At 69.6% G+C, this 16,895-nt stretch carries 14 protein-coding genes; 6 read left to right on the top strand and 8 right to left on the bottom strand.

Annotated elements, in window-relative coordinates:
• Positions 1 to 21 precede the first annotated feature (21 nt).
• Positions 22 to 1,017: a YeiH family protein gene (locus NQK81_RS43160; RefSeq protein WP_257486107.1), complete on the top strand. Its 996-nt coding sequence runs from the start codon at positions 22 to 24 to the stop codon at positions 1,015 to 1,017.
• On the opposite strand, the gene NQK81_RS43155 is transcribed toward NQK81_RS43160, so the two are convergent.
• From NQK81_RS43155 to xsc, 3 genes are all read right to left on the bottom strand, one after another.
• Positions 995 to 1,987, bottom strand: coding sequence for a phosphotransacetylase (locus tag NQK81_RS43155; protein WP_257486106.1), 993 nt, complete (start codon positions 1,985 to 1,987; stop codon positions 995 to 997). The genes NQK81_RS43160 and NQK81_RS43155 overlap by 23 nt on opposite strands.
• 67 nt (positions 1,988 to 2,054) lie before the next feature.
• Positions 2,055 to 3,419 (bottom strand): aspartate aminotransferase family protein, encoded by a 1,365-nt coding sequence (locus tag NQK81_RS43150; protein ID WP_257486105.1) that lies wholly within the window; start codon positions 3,417 to 3,419, stop codon positions 2,055 to 2,057.
• 465 nt (positions 3,420 to 3,884) lie between these two features.
• The gene (xsc, locus tag NQK81_RS43145) at positions 3,885 to 5,693 is read right to left on the bottom strand and encodes a sulfoacetaldehyde acetyltransferase (protein ID WP_126734247.1); all 1,809 of its coding nucleotides are present in this window, start codon (positions 5,691 to 5,693) and stop codon (positions 3,885 to 3,887) included.
• A gap of 143 nt (positions 5,694 to 5,836) precedes the next feature.
• Here xsc and NQK81_RS43140 point away from each other — a divergent pair, with 143 nt between their 5' ends.
• From NQK81_RS43140 to NQK81_RS43130, 3 genes are read left to right on the top strand one after another with little or no spacing between them, the layout of a single operon-like run.
• Positions 5,837 to 6,637 (top strand): IclR family transcriptional regulator, encoded by an 801-nt coding sequence (locus NQK81_RS43140; protein WP_126734248.1) that lies wholly within the window; start codon positions 5,837 to 5,839, stop codon positions 6,635 to 6,637.
• Positions 6,638 to 6,646: 9 nt separating this feature from the next.
• Positions 6,647 to 7,579 (top strand): AAA family ATPase, encoded by a 933-nt coding sequence (locus NQK81_RS43135; protein WP_257486104.1) that lies wholly within the window; start codon positions 6,647 to 6,649, stop codon positions 7,577 to 7,579.
• The gene (locus tag NQK81_RS43130) at positions 7,576 to 9,264 is read left to right on the top strand and encodes a cobaltochelatase CobT-related protein (protein WP_257486103.1); all 1,689 of its coding nucleotides are present in this window, start codon (positions 7,576 to 7,578) and stop codon (positions 9,262 to 9,264) included. Before NQK81_RS43135 ends, NQK81_RS43130 begins: the two co-directional genes overlap by 4 nt.
• A gap of 35 nt (positions 9,265 to 9,299) precedes the next feature.
• Here NQK81_RS43130 and NQK81_RS43125 read toward each other — a convergent pair whose 3' ends face one another.
• Positions 9,300 to 9,677: an antitoxin gene (locus tag NQK81_RS43125; protein ID WP_257486102.1), complete on the bottom strand. Its 378-nt coding sequence runs from the start codon at positions 9,675 to 9,677 to the stop codon at positions 9,300 to 9,302.
• Positions 9,678 to 10,007: 330 nt separating this feature from the next.
• Here NQK81_RS43125 and NQK81_RS43120 point away from each other — a divergent pair, with 330 nt between their 5' ends.
• Positions 10,008 to 10,613 (top strand): OmpA family protein, encoded by a 606-nt coding sequence (locus NQK81_RS43120; protein WP_257486101.1) that lies wholly within the window; start codon positions 10,008 to 10,010, stop codon positions 10,611 to 10,613.
• Positions 10,610 to 11,839 carry a polysaccharide pyruvyl transferase family protein gene (locus NQK81_RS43115; protein WP_257486100.1) on the top strand — a complete coding sequence of 410 codons (1,230 nt, stop codon included), beginning with the start codon at positions 10,610 to 10,612 and terminating at the stop codon, positions 11,837 to 11,839. The genes NQK81_RS43120 and NQK81_RS43115 overlap by 4 nt, the downstream gene beginning before the upstream one ends.
• A gap of 159 nt (positions 11,840 to 11,998) precedes the next feature.
• Here NQK81_RS43115 and NQK81_RS43110 read toward each other — a convergent pair whose 3' ends face one another.
• The 4 genes from NQK81_RS43110 to pdxR form a co-directional block, all read right to left on the bottom strand.
• Positions 11,999 to 13,435 carry a sodium:solute symporter family protein gene (locus NQK81_RS43110; protein WP_257486099.1) on the bottom strand — a complete coding sequence of 479 codons (1,437 nt, stop codon included), beginning with the start codon at positions 13,433 to 13,435 and terminating at the stop codon, positions 11,999 to 12,001.
• Complete coding sequence (locus NQK81_RS43105) at positions 13,435 to 13,647, bottom strand: DUF3311 domain-containing protein (protein ID WP_257486098.1); 213 nt, start codon at positions 13,645 to 13,647, stop codon at positions 13,435 to 13,437. Before NQK81_RS43105 ends, NQK81_RS43110 begins: the two co-directional genes overlap by 1 nt.
• On the bottom strand, positions 13,644 to 15,302 hold the full coding sequence (locus tag NQK81_RS43100) for an amidohydrolase (RefSeq protein ID WP_257486097.1): 1,659 nt from the start codon (positions 15,300 to 15,302) through the stop codon (positions 13,644 to 13,646). Before NQK81_RS43100 ends, NQK81_RS43105 begins: the two co-directional genes overlap by 4 nt.
• Before the next feature lie 92 nt (positions 15,303 to 15,394).
• Positions 15,395 to 16,855, bottom strand: a complete 1,461-nt coding sequence (gene pdxR / locus NQK81_RS43095; protein WP_257486096.1) for a MocR-like pyridoxine biosynthesis transcription factor PdxR — start codon at positions 16,853 to 16,855, stop codon at positions 15,395 to 15,397.
• Between the last annotated feature and the right edge of the window lie 40 nt (positions 16,856 to 16,895).

Genomic DNA, 16,895 nt, shown 5'->3' with positions numbered 1-16,895 from the left:
CTCCGGACGACGCTCGTCACCATGAGCACCACGTATGCGCGGCGGACGAAGCCGCATCTGACCGGTCTCGCCGTCACTGCGCTCGGTGTGGCCGTCGCGTACCTGCTGAGCACCGCCGTTCCGGTGCTCAGCGCCCTCACGCTCGCGGTCGTGCTCGGGGTGCTCGCCGGCTCGCTGCCGGTGCTCTCGGACGGCACCCGGCAAGCCATCGCGAAGGTGACGAAGAAGCTCCTGCGCGCCGGTGTCGTCCTTCTCGGCTTGCAACTCGCGCTCCCTTCGGTGCTTTCCCTCGGTCCCGGCACATTGCTCGCGGTCGTGCTGACGGTCGGTCTCACGTTCCTCGGCACGATCGGGCTCGGGAGGCTGATCGGCGTCCCGCGCGGTCTCGCGATGCTGGTCGCGACCGGGTTCTCCATCTGTGGCGCGTCGGCGATCGCGGCGATGGAAGGCGTCGTCGAGCGTGAAGACTCCGACGTCGCGACCGCGGTCGCCCTGGTCACCTTCTACGGAGGCCTGGCGATCGCGGCGGTCCCGCTGCTCGGCGGCTGGCTGGGCATGGACGCGCTGCGGATCGGCGGCTGGGCCGGGTTGGGCGTGCACGAGGTCGCGCAGGTCGTCGCGGCCGCCACCCCGGCGGGAACCGCCGCCGTCGCGGTCGCCGTGGTGGTGAAGCTGAGCCGGGTCGTCCTGCTGGCGCCGATGGTCGCGGCGGTCAGCGTGCACGAACGCCGTCGCCGCCCGTCCGCGGGCGGGAAGCGCGCGCCGCTGGTCCCGCTGTTCGTCCTCGGTTTCCTGGCGATGGTGGTGGTGCGCAGCACCGGGATCCTGCCGGGCGTCGCGCTCGACGTCGCCAAGGTGATCTGCACGCTGTTGCTGGCGGGAGCGCTCTTCGGGCTCGGTTGCGCGGTCCGGATCGGCACCCTGGTCCGCACCGGCGGCCGGGCGCTGCTGCTCGGCCTGCTCTCCACGCTGCTCGTCGGCACCATCGCCTACGTCACCCTCGCCCTGCTCGGCTAGCTTGGACCGCGCTCAGCAGCGCGAGCGTTTCGATGTCGGAGGACGAGCAACCGCGGGAGAGATCGTTGAGCGGCGCGGCGAGGCCCTGGAGGATCGGGCCGAGCGCGACGGCCCCGCCGAGCCGCTCGGCGATCTTGTAGCCGATGTTGCCGGCGTCCAGATTCGGGAAGACGAGGACGTTCGCGCGGCCGGCGACCGCGGATCCGGGCGCCTTGGCCGCCGCGATCGACGCCACCAGCGCCGCGTCGAACTGCAACTCGCCGTCCACGGGGAGACCGGGTTCCCGCTGCCGCACCAGCGAAGTCGCCTCGCGGACGACGTCGACGCGCTGATGGGCGGCGCTCCCCTGCGTGCTGAACGACAGCATCGCGACCACGGGGTCTTCGCCCGTCAGGCCGCGGTGGGTCGCCGCGGCGGCGAGGGCGATGTCCGCCAGCTGGTCCGCGCCCGGTTCGGGGACCACGGCACAGTCCGAAAAGGTCAGCCGCCGCCCGTCCGGGAGCAGCAGCAGGAAGCAACTGCTCAAAGTGGACACTCCCGGGGCCAGGCCCACGACCCGGAGCCCCGCGCGCAGGACGTCGGCGGTCGGCCGGGCCGCGCCGGCGACACAAGCGTCCACGACGCCCGCTCGCAAGGCCGCGGCCGCCACGAACACCGGATCGCGCCGGGCGGCGTCGAGTTTCTCCGGACGACGCTCGAATCCCGCTGCCAGGGCGGACTCGATCCGGTCGTCGGTGATGGCCTCCGCGACGTCCACGATCAGGTCTTCCGTGGCCCCTGCCGCGCGAAGGCATGCCCCGTCACCGAAAAGCAGCGGCCGAACGATGCCTTCGTCCCGCAGCGCCAGCGCGGCCTGGACGGCGCGATCGTCGTCGCCGTCCGGCAAGGCGACGCGGAGATCCCCGCCGCGCAACGTCTCCCGCCAGCCGTCGAGCGTGGCGTCCGGCGTGACCTCGGTGGTCAGGCTCATCGAAGTACCTCCACGGACGAAGTGGGGGCCGCCGGAAGACGGCGACCCCCACGTGGTGAACAGAGGATCAGGGCTGGACGGCCTTCTCGACGTCGTTGAGCATCGCGTCGACGCCGTGCAGAAGCTCGGTGAGCACCTCGCGATCGGCGACGAGCGGCGGCGAGATCATCAGCATCGTCGCGCCGCGATCGTCGCCGCGGAGGATGACGCCCGTGCGCCGGAACGCCTCCGGGAGCACCTCGCGAAGCACCTTCAACGACTCGGCCTCGGTCAGCTCACGGCCGCTGTCGCGGTCGGCCATCAGCTCGATGGCGTAGAAGAACCCGGTGCCGCGGACGTCCTTGACGCAGCGATGCGCGGACTTGAGCGAGTTCAGCGCGGCGAACAGCTCCGGGCCCTCGATGCGCACGTTGTCGAGCACGCGCTCGTCCCGCATCGCGGTGAGGTTCGCGACGGCGACGGCGGTGGCGACCGGATGCCCGCCCCACGTGGCGCCGTGGGTGAAGACGCCGCCCTTGGGCGAGTCGTACAGCTCGGTGACCAGCTTCTCGCGCACGATCACCCCGCCGAGCGGCGCGTACCCCGACGTCGATCCCTTGGCGAAGGTGATCAGGTCGGGCACCACCCCGGTGACGCCGTGCCCGAACCAGTGGCCCAGCCTGCCGAATGAGCAGATGACCTCGTCGGACACGAGCAGAATGCCGTACTTGTCGCACAGGGCGCGCAAAGCGGGCCAGTATCCCTTCGGCGGCACCAGCGCGCCGCGGCCGTTCTGCACCGGCTCGGCGAACAGCGCCGCGATCGTCTCCGGCCCTTCCTCCAGGATGACCCGCTCGATCGCCGTGACACAGTCCAATTCGGACGCCGGACCGCAGTCTCCCAGCAGTCCCAACGTGTTCGGCACGTGCCGGACGCCCGGCATGAGCGGGCCGAAGGGTTCCTTGATCTTCGCCAGCCCGGTCACCGAGAGGGCGCCGATGGTCGTGCCGTGGTACGCCATGTCGCGGCTGATGATCTTCGTCCGCTCGGGCTGCCCCTGGCTGCGGTGATACTGCCGGGCGAACTTCAGCGCGGTTTCCACCGCCTCCGAGCCCGAGTTGACGAAGAACGTCGTCCCGAGGTCGCCGGGCGCGAGCTCGGCCAGCAACGTGGCCGCCTCGATCGCCGGGGTGTGCGCCGAACCCCAGTTGCTCGCGTAGGCCAGGGTGCCGACCTGGTCGGCGGCGGCCTTGGCGATGTCGGCGCGCCCGTGGCCCATGTTGACGCAGAAGAGCCCGGCGAGACCGTCGAGATGGCGGCGTCCTTCGGTGTCGATCAGGTAGCTTCCCTCGCCGCGTACGAACACCGGGAAATCCGAGGCCCAGGTGTCCTTGCGGGTGAAGTGCGGGCCGAGATGCCTGCGGGCCTGCGCTCGCAGCTGGGTGACGTCCACCGGAGACCTCCTTCGAGACACGAGTCTGTGCCTTGACTTTCGCAACCCGGCTGGCACCGGCCCAGCACCAGAGCGGCGGCGTTCGATGGGTCCAGTTGGCTGGGGGCCGGCACCTTGGTGGCACCGGCGCCGCGCCTCCCCGGGGCGTCGCGAAAGCCACTTTCGCGACGCCTGATGTCCCGAAAGTGGCTTTCGCGACATGCCCCTGCCCCACCTGCGCCGCTTCTCGCGGCCGCCTCCGGGCCCGACGTTGCGAAAGCCACTTTCGCAACGTTGAAGGTTGCGAAAGTGGCTTTCGCAACGCACCCCTGCCCCAGCGACCAACCCGACGCCAGCAGTGAGGTGTTGATGAAGGAATCTGGACGTCGAGGGTCCCAATTCCTTCATCAACACCCCAATGCGCGTGAAGGCCCCCTTCCCTCGGCTGAGCCGAGTGAAGGGGGCCTTCACGCGCGAAACCGCGGACTACACGTAGTCCTTGTACTTCTCCAGGAACCGCACCGGCTTGGACAGCGCGTCCCGCCGGAACGGGTCGCCCAGCTCACGGGTGCACATGATCTCGATGACGGTCGTCTTGCCCTCGTTCATCTGCGCGTCGACGGCGCGCTGCAGGGCGGGACCGACCTCGTCGAGCTTCTCGACGACGATGCCTTCCGCGCCCATCGCCTTCGCGATCCCCGCGAAGCTCTCGCTCTCCAGCTCACCCGCGACGAACCGCCGGTTGTAGAAGTCGACCTGGTTCTTCTTCTCCGCGCCCCACTGCCGGTTGTGGAAAACCACCGCCGTGACCGGGATGTCGTGGCGGACCGCGGTCATGATCTCGCCCATGCTCATCCCCCACGCGCCGTCGCCGGCGTAGGAGATCGCGGGCCGGTCGGGCGCCGCGGCCTTGGCGCCGATGATGGTCGGCAGCGCGTACCCGCAGTTGCCGAAGCTCATCGGGGCGAAGAAGCTGCGCGGCTCCTCGAAGCGCAGGTAGCTGTTCGCGACCGAGTTGATGTTGCCGATGTCGGTCGACACCATCACGCGCGGCGGCATCGCCTTCTCCAGCTCCCGCAACACTTCCCGCGGGTGGAGCCAGTTGCCCTCCTCGCTCTCCTGTTCCGCGATCATGTCGAGGCTGAACGGGTCGGTCTCGTGGGTCCAGGCGTCGAGTTCGGCCTCCCACGCGTCCTTCTCCGCCTTGATCTTGGCGGCGCGGGCGTCCTTTGTGGAGTCACAGGCCAACGTCCTGTCCGCGAGGCGCTTGGTCAGCGCGACCGCCGCGTCCTTGGCGTCGCCGCAGATACCGACGGTGATCTTCTTGACCAGGCCGAGCATCTTGTGGTCCGCGTCGATCTGGATGATCTTCGCGTCCTTGGGCCAGTAGTCCATGCCGTGCTGCGGCAGGGTGCCGAACGGGCCGAGCCGCGAGCCGAGCGCGATCACGACGTCCGCCTGCGAGATCAGTTTCATCGCGGCCTTGGAGCCCTGGTATCCCAGCGGCCCGCACCACTGCGGGTGACTCGCCGGGAACGAGTCGTTGTGCAGGTAGCTGTTCACCACCGGCGCGCCGAGACGTTCCGCGAGCGCCTTGCACTCCTCGACGCCGTCGGCCATCACGACGCCGCCACCGGAGATGATCACCGGGAACTCCGCCGTGGCCAGGAGCGCCGCGGCCTCGTCGAGGCTCCGCTCGCCGCCGGGACCGCGATCGAGCCTGGCGGGCTCCGGGATCTCGGCCTCGATCTCGCCGTAGAAGAAGTCGCGCGGGATGTTGAGCTGCGTCGGCCCGAGCTCCGAGTGGGCCCGGTCGAAGCACCGGCCGGTGTACTCGGCCATCCGCTTCGGGTTGTTGACGTGCCCCTGGTACTTGGTGAACTCCTGGAACATCGGCAGCTGGTTGGCCTCCTGGAAACCGCCGAGGCCGGTGCCCATCGTGCCCGCTTCCGGCGTCACGATGACGACCGGGCTGTGCGCCCAGTAGGCGGCGGCGATCGCGGTGACGCAGTTGCTGATCCCGGGACCGTTCTGCCCGATGACGACGCCGTGCCTGCCGCTCACCCGGGCGTAGCCGTCGGCCATGTGCCCCGCGCCCTGTTCGTGCACGACCGGTACCAGCCGGATGCCGGCCGGCGCGAAGATGTCCATCGCGTCCATGAACGCCGACCCCATGATGCCGAAGATGTCGGTGACGCCGTTCGCCACGAGCGTCTCGACGAAGGCCTCGGACGGGGTCATCTTCTTCCGGCCGCTGACGACCACGCGGCCGTCACCCGTCTTCCGTTCCGTCATGTTCCGCTCCTTCGACAGGCAGATTTACAAAAAACGATACGTGGCGTTCCTGAAATCAGGATGCGACCGACGATAGGACGCGGATCGACGAGCGTCAACGTCAGATTCTGGAAACCGAGACGCTGTGTGCTACTTTTCGGAACATGGAGCTGCTTCGCGAACCCGATCCGATCAACGGGGACACGCCGACCATGCGGCTGTTCTCCCTGCTCGAGCTGATCGCCGCCAAGGACCAGCTGGTCTCGCTGCAGGGGCTCGTCGAGGAGACCGGCCTGCCGAAACCGACGCTGCACCGCATGCTGCAGCAGCTCGAAGGGGCCGGCCTGCTGGTCCGCCAGGCCGACGGCCGCCACTACGGCACCGGCCACCGGCTGCGACGGCTCGCGGAGAACCTGCTCCTCAACGCGACCCACCACGGCGCCCGGCACGCCGTCCTGCGCCACCTCGTCGACGAACTCGGCGAGAGCTGCAACGTGACCACGTTGTCGGGCAACGAGATCGTGTACCTCGACCGGGTGGAGACGCCGGAACCGCTGCGGTTCTACCTCCGGCCCGGCTCGCGCGTGCCGATCCACTGTTCGGCCAGCGGCAAGATGATCCTCGCGCAGATGAGCCCGTCGCAGCGGCGGAAGCTGCTCGCGCACGCGCCGCTCAAGCAGTACACGAACAAGACCCTCACCGACCTCGACGCGCTCGAAGCCGAGTTCACCCGCATCCGCCGCGACGGGTTCGCTCTCGACGACGAGGAGTTCCTACCCGGCTTGGTGTGCGTCGCGGTCCTCGTGCCAGGGCGCGCCAACCTCTGCGTCGCCGTGCAGGCACCCGTCATGCGGCTGACGCCGGACAAGGCGCTGCAGACACTCCCCGCGTTGCAGCGCGCGGCCGAAGCGATCAGCCGCGTCGACGCCGAGGGCGCGTCCGAACCGGAAAGTGTTCCGTCGTAAGGAGTTCTCATGGTCCCCGAGCTACGGCTCCCGGTACGCGAAGTCTTCGGCATCGATTCGGACCTCGTCGTCGGCGCGTTCCGTGAACGCGGCGAACACGTCCCCGAGATCGACGAGGCGTACCGCTTCAACCCGGACGTGACGCTGGCCCTGCTCGCCGGCTTCACCCGCGACCGCCGGGTACTGGTGCAGGGCCTGCACGGCACCGGGAAATCGACCCATATCGAGCAGGTCGCCGCGCGGCTCAACTGGCCGTGCGTGCGCGTCAACCTGGACGGCCACCTCAACCGCCTCGACCTCGTCGGCCGCGACGCCGTCGTCCTCCGTGAGGGCAAGCAGGTCACCGAGTTCCAGGAGGGCATCCTCCCGTGGGCGCTGCAGCGGCCGGTCGCGCTGGTGCTCGACGAGTACGACGCCGGCCGCCCGGACGTCATGTTCGTGCTCCAGCGGGTGCTCGAACGGGACGGCAAGTTCACCCTCACCGATCAGAACCGCGTCCTGCGTCCGCATCCGTCGTTCCGGCTGTTCGCCACCGCCAACACGGTCGGGCTCGGCAACCTCAACGGGCTCTACCACGGCGCGCAGCGACTGAACCACGCGCAGATCGACCGTTGGAACATCGTGGCGTCGCTGAACTACCTGCCCGCCGCCGAGGAGATCGCGATAGTGCGGGCGAGGGTCCCCAGCGTTTCCGAGTCGCTGGCGGCGTCGCTGGTCGCGGTGGCCGCCTTGACCCGCAAGGGTTTCCAGGCCGGTGACCTGTCCACCCTGATGTCCCCGCGCACCGTGATCACCTGGGCGGAGAACATCGAGATCTTCGGCGATCCGGCGACGGCGTTCCGGCTGTCCTTCGTGAACAAATGCGACGAAGCCGAGCGCGACCTGGTGGCGGAGTACTTCCAGCGCTGCTTCGACGACGAGCTCCACCTGCTCTCGGCATGACCGCGGGGCAGGCCGAAACCCGGCGCCGCAACCAGGTCGAGGAGCTGTGCGCGGCCGCGGTCCGCGCGCTCACCGGCGATCCGGCGCTCCACTTCCGGGCACGGCGCCTGCACCGCGGGCGCGACCCGCTCCCCCTGCACGCACCGCATCTCCGCCACTCGGCCGACGACGATCTGCTGTCGTCCCGCGGGATCGCGGACGGGATGGCGCTGCGCCTGACGTCCTCCGACGCCGCCTTGCACCGGAGCCTGTGCCCGCGAGACCCGGCCGAACGCGGGATTTTCGAGCTGCTGGAACAGTTCCGCGTCGAATCGCTCCCGCCCGCGGACCTGCCGGGAATGCGGCGGAACCTGCGCCTGCGTCATCTGCGCTGGTCACTGGAGTTCCACCGCTCCGGCCTGACCGAGACCGCACGCGGGTTGCTGCTGTACACGGTCGCGCAGATCTGCCGGTCGAGGATCACCGGCGAACCGGTGGTCGAGGAGACCGAGGACCTCATCGAGGCGACCAGGTTCGCGCTGGCGCCTTCCCTCGGCCACGACCTCGCCGGGCTTCGGCGGCACCGGACGGACCAGAAGGCGTTCGCCGAACACGCATTGGCGATCGCCCGGACGGCCGGCGGCCTGCTCGCCGGGACCGAGCAGGCCGCCGAAGACGAGAGCGATCCCACCGACCCGCGGTTCAGTCTCGTGATCGACTTCGACGCGAGCCACGGCGAACAGATTCCCACCGCGACCGCCGGCACCAGCCGGGCCTTGGGCGAATCCGGTGCGGCGTACCGGGTTTTCACCACCGCGTACGACCGCGAACGGCGGGCGTCGGACCTGGTGCGCCCCGGGCTGCTGGCCGAACTCCGCGAACGGCTCGACCGGCGTGTCGGCAGGCAGGGCGTCGGGCTAGGACGGCTGGCACGCGACCTCAAGGCGGTGCTGGCCGAGCCCGCGCGCGACGGCTGGGACGGCGGCCAGGAGGAAGGCCAGCTCGACGGCCGCACGCTGGCACAGCTGATTAGCTCCCCCACCGAACGCCGCATCTTCCGCACCGAACGGATCGAGCCGGTGGCGGACACCCTCGTGACGTTCCTGATCGACTGTTCGGGTTCGATGACCGCGCACGCGGAACCCGTCGCCTCGCTGGTCGACCTCTTCGCGCGGTCGATCGAACTCGCCGGCGCCACCTGCGAGGTGCTCGGCTTCACGACCGGCGCCTGGAACGGCGGCGGACCCGGGCGGGAGTGGAGACGAGCGGGACGGCCGCGCCATCCCGGCAGGCTCAACGAACGCCTGCACCTCGTGTTCAAGGACGCCGAAACCCCGTGGCGCCGGGCACGCCCGGACCTCGCGGCGCTGCTGAAGGCCGATCTGTTCCGGGAAGGGATCGACGGCGAGGCGGTGGCCTGGGCCTGCGGCCGGATGCGCGCGCGAACGGAGGCACGCCGGATCCTGCTCGTCCTCTCCGACGGCAGCCCCATGGACGGCGCGACGAGCCTCGCGAACGATCCGCACTACCTGGACGAGCATCTGCGGGAAACGGTGTTGCGAGAGGAGAACGGCGTCGAGATCCGCGGGATCGGCGTGGGGCTCGACCTCAGTCCCTTCTACCGCCGCTCCCGGGTTCTCGACACCTCGGTCACGTCCGGGTACGCGCCGTTCCGGGACGTCCTCGAACTGCTCTCCCGGGGCTGAACGCCGCCGGTTCCCTTCCCTGAGCCGCGGATGGCTCAGCGGCCGTAGCCACCCTCTTCACCGCTGTTCCCGCCGAACTCGGCGCGCTGTCCTTGGTCACCGCCGTATTCGTTGCCCTGGTCGCCGCCGAAGTCGGCGCGCTGCCCTTGGTCACCGCCGTACTCGTTGCCCTGGCCGCCGCCGAAGTCGTTGCCGCCCTGGCCGCCGGGTGCGTCGTTACCGAAACCGCCGCCCTGCTGTTGCCCTTCGTTCTGCTGTTCGCCACCGGACTCGCCGAGGAAACCCTTGGCCTTGTCGGCGGCCGAGTCGATCTTGTCGGAGTGTTCACCGAAGCGGGACTTCGCGAAATCGGCGGCCTTGTCGACGTGCTCCCCGCTCACCTTGTCCTTCATGCCTTCGAAGTCGATACCCACGAGAACTCCTCACCTGGTTCGAATACGCCGAAGACCGGCGCATACCTCCATCAAAGTCCATTCGCCGGGTGCGGCAACTCGAACGCGACGGATGGGTGAGTCGGAGAGTTCTCCTTTCCAGTAAGGGAAAACCTCCGTGAGCAAGACGCGGAGACGGCAGGGGTGGTCGCTCACTCGGGTGGACTTGCCGACCGTTCGCGGCCGTACGAGTGCGCCCAGTGAGTCCGTCACGCCAAAAGGTTTCCTGGTCGACGCGATTTCTCCACACAATGCCCACGACACGGCCGAGGTCGGTCACACACGATCACGGTTGGCGCATTTAGCCCGTTCGTGTTCGTATCCCTGGGGTCAGCCAAAGCGGACACGGCCAAAGGGAGTTCGAACTTCATGCGCAGGAAAATTGCCCGGACGGTAACGGGCGTCGCGATCGTGGCCGGCCTGGTCGCCGCGTGCGGATCCGAGGGCGAAAACGGTGCGGCTGGGACATCCGGCGCGAATGGAACCGCTTCAAGCGCGGCCGCCGCGTCGTCCTCCGGCGCCGGCGCCCCGGCTTCTTCGGGAGCGGGCACCGGAGACGCGGGTCAGGCCGGCGGTGAGGCGGCGCAAAAGGTGACCGCGGCGATCCAGCAGGCGCTCCAGCAGTCGCCGATCACCTTCACCACGGAAAGCGCCGAACTGACCGAGAAGAGCAAGACGGCACTCGGCGAGATCGCCAAGGCCATGCAGGGCAACGACGTCAAGATCACCGTCGCCACCCATGCGGGTTACCCCGACGCGGAAAAGTCCAAGGCGCTGTCGGAAAAGCGCGCCGAAGCGATCACCGCCGCGCTGGAAGCCGCGGGCGTGGCCAAGGATCGCGTCAAGACCGAAGCGACCGGCAACGAGAAGGCGCAAGGCGATCAGGCGTTGGACACGCAGATCACCGTCGCGCAGTGACCTTCGACGGAAGCGCGGGTGGGCGGAGCGATCCGCCCGCCCGCGCTTGTCACTATCTGATCGGCCCGAGCGGTTTTCCCAACTACGGCGACGAACTGATCGCGGCGACGTGGCTGCGCCACCTGGCGCGGATCGATCCGGAGGCCGACGTCTGGCTCGACACCCACTCGCCGGGACCCGCGCGAGTGCTCTTGGACGGGCTGCATCCACGCCTCCGCTGCACGGACACCCTGTGGCGCCTGTGCGGTGAGGCGCCGTCGGACGATCCGTGGGAAGTGGCGCGCTGGGTGCAGTCGGCGGTGGACGACCCCGGGCTCGCGCCGCGGTGGGACGCCGGTATCGACCTCCTCGGCCGGACCGACGTGGTGCACCTGATCGGCGGTGGCTACCTCAACGCGTTGTGGCCAAGGCATATCGGGCTGATCGCGGGCGCCGCGGCCGCCGCCCGGCGATCGGGTGCCCGCACGGCCATGACCGGGCAGGGCCTGACGCCGTTCCCGCCCGGCGCCACCGACCTGCTCCGGTCGCTCACCGACCGGTTCGACGTCGTCGACGTCCGCGACGATCCGTCGGCGGAACTGCTTCCCGGGGTCGCCCGGACTTGCGACGACGTCTTCCTGGAGCCGCCCGAGCCCAGAGCCGCCGCGCAGGCGCGCGAATTCGTCCTGTGCGTACAGTCCGACATCGGCGCCTTCGAGCCGTCCGAACTGGCCGCCCAGGTGCTGGGTCTGGTGCGGGCGTGGGAGATCCACCCCGAGCAGCTCGCCGTCGTCGAAGGGATCCCCCGGGTCGACCGCGCCGTTCCGGCGCTGCTGGAGCACGAACTCGCCGGCGCGGAATTCCATCCGTTCCGTGACATCTGGCGCCACGGCCCGCCGATGGCGCCCGGGCAGACCTGGATCTCCAGCCGGTACCACCTGCACCTCGTCGCCGCGGCCGCGGGCGCGACCGGCCTCGCGATGAGCGTGACGCGCGGGTACTACACGACCAAACACCGCAGCCTGATCGAGCTCGGCTCGGGCTGGACGCCGTTCGACGCCGAGACGGGCGGGACGCCGGACCGGCCGACCGGTACCGGCTTCCCGCCCCACGTCGTCCGGCGGTGCCGCGAGCTGAAACTCTCGGTCGCGAAGGCGGTGTACGGAGAGCAGGTGCCCGAGGAAGCCACGGCACCTCCGCCCGCGCGGCGTCTCGCCCTGCGGTCGTGGCGGACCCGGTCGAGCTAGCCGGATGATGCGTGTCTGAAGCCGTAACTCGCGTGATTGGAGCCGTAACTCGCGTGATTCCGGGCGGATGACACGCGGTGCGTGAGTTACGCCTTCAATCACGCGAGTTACGCCTCTGATCACGCGAGTTACGCCTTCAATCACGCGTGATCGCTCGTCTCATCGGCTGAGCGACGGCACCACTTCCGGGTCCGGAGCGCTGTCGGCCGACCGTGCCACCGGGGTCCGCGCCTTGTCCGGCGCCGCCAGGCTCCAGATCACCACCACGGCCAGATTCACCCCGAGCGACACCAGCCCCGCGTTGAAACCACCGAACGTCGCACCGGTGACGTACAGGGCGATCGCCGTGAGCACCCCGGTGACCATCCCGGCGGCCACCGCGGCCGTCCGCACCCGGCGCACGAACAGGATCGCGAGCCAGCCGGGGACGACCTGGGCGAGCAGGTTGTAGGTCAGGTTCAGGATGGTGAGCATCAACGTCGACGCGACGAGGGTCAGTACCGCTGCCAGCACCAGGAAACTCGCCACCGCGACGACCGTCCACCGCCGTTGCGCGGCGGCCGGGACGTTCGGCGCGAGGTTGCGGCAGACCATCCCGCCGATGGTGAGCGCGGTCGCGGCGAGCACCAGCACACCCGACAGCGCGGCGCCGGCGGCGACGAGGCCCAGCAGCCAGTCGGGCAGCAAACCCTTGGCCGTCACCATGAACACCGTGTTGGGGTTCTCCAGATCCGGATGCGCGCGCACGCCGTAGTAGGCGGCCAGCACCAGGAACGGGTAGATCAGCATGTACATCGGCATCCACACCGTCGAGCTCTTCACCGCGCGTTCGGAACGGGCCGGGAACACGTAGGCGCCACCGAAACCGAGGTAGAACACGATGCTCTGGAAGAGGATCGTGGTCATCGCGAAGGTGAGTTCCGATCCGCCCATGGTGGTCTGCGCCGCGCTCAGCACCTCGGGTCCGCTGACCTTCGCGGTACCGCCCGCGGCGATCACGACGGCCACCCCGACGAGCACGACGCCGAGCAGCATGAAGAAATCCTTGAGGATCGACACGAACGCGGGCGACCGCACGCCGGAGACGGCGATGTAGACGAACGCCACGATGCCCGCCAGCACCACACACTGCACGGGATCCAGCCGCAGCCCCAGATTGCTCAGCACCACCTGGAGACCGATGAACTGGTACTGCCCCCACGGGACCAGCGCGATCAGCATCGTGACGCAGGTGATCAGTTCCAGCCGCCTGCTGCCGAAATGCCGCCCGAACACGTCGGGCACGGTCATCGCGTCGTACCGTTTCGCCGCCCGCCACACCAGCGGCGCCAGGAAATAGCCCAGTGAGTACGCGAGCAGGATGTAGCCGAGGAACCAGATCCCGTAGCTCGCGCCGTGCGCGTAGATGCCGCTCGGGAACCCGATCATCGTCCCGATGCTGTACACCTCGCCGACCGCGAGGAAGTACACCAGCCAAGCCGGGAACGACCGGCCGCCGACGAGGAACTCCGAGATCCCGCCGCCGCGTGTCGACCGTCCCGCCCATACCGCGAGCCCGATCGAACCCGCCATCACCGCCACGATCGCGATCAGCATCAGTCGTCCTCCGGGTAGTGGGCGCGGTCGAAGAAACGCCAGCTGATCCACAGGCACAGGGTGGTCAGCGGGCAGCAGCAGAACACCCAGAAGAACAGCACCGGGATGCCCAGCACCGATGCCGTCGATCCGGAGAGCAGCAGAATCCCCGCCAGGAGGGCGATAGCAGGAACGAACAGTCCTATGAGGACACTCGGCCAGCTGCGGATCATCGCCGTGCTCCCGTCGTCTCGCGCCGCCAGACGACCTCGCCGCCACTGACGGTGGCGTCCACGGTCAGCTCGCGGATCCGGTCCGGATCGACCGTGGTGGGGTCATCGGAGAGCACCGCGAGATCGGCGAGCTTCCCGACCTCCAGGCTGCCCTTGACGTCCTCCTCGCCCGCCAGGTACGCGGCGTCGATCGTGTAGCCACGCAGCGCGGCGTCGACGTCCACGGCCTGTTCCGGGCCGAGCACCTTGCCCTGCCTGGTGATCCGGCGTACCGCGCACCAGATCCCCTCCAGCGGCGGCACCGGGGTCACCGGGGTGTCCGAATGCAGTCCGAAGTGGATTCCGCGCGAGCGGGCCGAGACCAGCGGGCTGATCCGGCGGGCCCGCTCGGGGCCGAGGAAGACGTCACGATGCCGGTCTCCCCAGTAGTAGACATGTTTGACGAAGAACGACGCGAGGACGTCGTGGGCGGCCATCCGGTCCAGCTGGTCTTCGCGCACCGTCTGGCAGTGCTCGATCCGGTGCCGCCTGCCGGTGCCGCTCGGCGAGCCCAGCCGCGAATAGCCGTCGATGATCGCGTCGATCGCCGCGTCCCCGTTGCCGTGCACGGCGACCTGCCAGCCCGCCGCGTCGAGCGCGGCGATCCGGCGGCCGAGGTCGGCGGGTTCGAGCAGCATCATGCCGTGCTCGTCCGGGTCGCAGGTGTAACCCTCCGCGAGGCAGCCGGTCTTGCCCTGGATCGACCCGTCCGCGACGATCTTGACGCCGGTCATCGCGAACTTGTCGTCCGCGCCGTCTTGCGGGGCTTCCGGTTCGCCCTCGGCGAGGCCGGGAAGCAGGCCGTCGAACAGGTAGCCACGCACCCGGACACGGAGTTTCCCGGCTCGCCTCAGCAGCGCGTACGCCTCGAGTTCCGCCGCGCCGCCGATGAGACCGATCCCGGTGTCGTGCACGGAAGTCACGCCGTTTGCGAGGTATTCCTCATCCGCCAGCAGCAGGGCTTCGGCCAGTTCGCCCGCGCTCTGCCCGGGAAGCCGGGACGTGACGAGGAAGGCCGCCGTCTCGACGAGTACCCCGGTCGGCTCGCCCCGGGCATCGCGCACGATGAGGCCGCCTGGCGGGTCCGGGGTCTCGGCGGTGATCCCGACTTCGCGCAGGGCGAGCGAGTTCGCGGTGCAGAAGTGCCCGGAAACATGGGTCAGGACCACGGGATTGCGACCGGAGACGGGATCGAGGTCCGCGCGCGTCGGATGACGGCCGTCCGCGAGCAGCGTGTCGTCGTACCGGAAACCGCGGATCCACTCCCCAGGACCGAGATCCTTGGCCGCCTGCGCGACCCGGCCGGCGATGTCGGCGATGGTGTCGTTGGGCGGGCTGCCGGCGTCGACCGGCGCGGCCAGCGTCATCCCGAAGAACGCCGGATGGTTGTGGGACTCGACGAAACCGGGGATCACCGCGCGCTCCGCCAGGTCGAGCACGGTGGTCTCCGGGCCGATCAGCCGTGAGATCTCCCGTTCGGAACCGAGCGCGGTGATCCGCCCGCCGGTCGCGGCCAGCGCGCGGACCCGTCTCCCCGCCGCGTCGAGGGTGAGGACGGTGCCGCCGAGCGCGACGAAATCGGCTGCACGCTGGGGATCTTCTCGAAGGAATTCCACACAGGCCTCCCGGGCTCACGAGGGATCCCCAGAGATTGCGGCACGTCTGGTCGCCTGAACAGGTCCAGAACGCTCCGCTGCGGTGGTACCAGTTACGCGAGCAGGTCGCGGCAGGCCTCACCGAGCAAGCGGATACCAGGGTCGATGTCGCGCAACGGGACGGCCGCGAAGCCGATCCGGAAGTGGTTGCGCGGCGGCTCTTCCCCGACGAAGAAGATGTCTCCGGGCTCGATCAGGACGCCGTCGCGCTCGGCGCGTTCGATCAGCGCCCGGCAGTCCAGTTCGGACGGCCCGGTCATCCAGAGGCTGACCCCGCCCGGCGGGTACGCCGCCTGTGTCCACGGCAGGTGTTCGGTGACCGCGGCGCAGGTCGCCTCCCATTTCCGCATCAGTTTCGTGCGGTAGCGGCGCAGGGACCGGTGATACTCGCCGCTGTCGATGAGCAGCGCCAGCGCCCGCTGGAGGTGACCGGGCGGATGCCGCAGCACGTACCGGCGGATCTCCCGCAGTTCCCGCACCAGCTCGCGCGGCCCGACCAGGTACCCCAGCCGCAGGCCGGGTGAGAGGAATTTGGAGAAGGTGCCGAGGTAGATCGCGTCACCGGTGCCGTCGAGCGCCTTGAGCGCGGGCGTGGGGCTGCCGTGGTACCGGAATTCGCTGTCGTAGTCGTCCTCGACCAGGACCGTGCCCGCACTCGCGGCGAGGCTGAGCAGGCGACGGCGGCGGCCGATGCTCAACGTCGCGTTCGTCGGATGGTGGTGGCTCGGGGTGAGATAGAGCAGGTCGACGCCGTCGAGCGTCTCCGGCGGGCGCAGGCCGCTCTGGTCGACGTCGACGCCGCGCAGCCCGGCGCCGGTGCGCAGGAAGATGTGCCGGGCGTCGAGGTATCCCGGGTTCTCCATCGCCACGACGCTGTCCGGGCCGAGCAGCGCGCGGCCGAGCAGGTCGAGGCCCTGCTGCGAACCGACGGTGATCAGCACCTCGGACGGGTCGGCCTCGATCCCCCGCGCGGTGAGCAGCTGGCGGCAGATCAGGTCGACCAGCATCGGGTCGTCCGAGCCGACACTGTCCTGCAGGCTCGGGAAGACGTGCGGCCGGTACAGCGCGTCGCGCAGGCAGCGGGTCCACGACCGCGCCGGGAACGCGGTGACGTCGACCTGGCCGGCGAGGAACGGATACGGATAGGTGTGCCAGTCCGGGCGTTTCTCGATATGGGGCACCCCGGCGTCCGGGTACCGGCGCACCCGCGCGCTCCAGTCGATGGCCGGGGTGGTGCCGCGCTCCTGCACGGCGCAATGCGGCCGCATCTCCGCGTTGATGAACAGCCCGCTGCGCTCCCGGCTCTCCACGAACCCTTCGGCGACCAGCTCCTGGTAGGCGAGGTTGATGGTGTTGCGGGAAACGCTCAGTTCGGCGGCCAGTTCACGCGAGCTCGGCAGCCGGTGCGCCGGGTCGAAGGTGCCGATCGCGATGCCGTGCTCGATGGCGCGCCGCACCTGCCGGTAGAGCGGCTCGGCGGACGTCCGGTCGATTTCGATCAACGTTCGCGGCAACGGCACCTCCCTCTCGGCGACGGGGCCGGGATCTGAACCT

This window comes from Amycolatopsis roodepoortensis (assembly GCF_024628825.1).
Lineage (GTDB): Bacteria > Actinomycetota > Actinomycetes > Mycobacteriales > Pseudonocardiaceae > Amycolatopsis > Amycolatopsis roodepoortensis.
The sequence above is the reverse complement of the archived record's forward strand: the minus strand, read 5'-3'. Positions and strand labels throughout refer to the sequence as shown.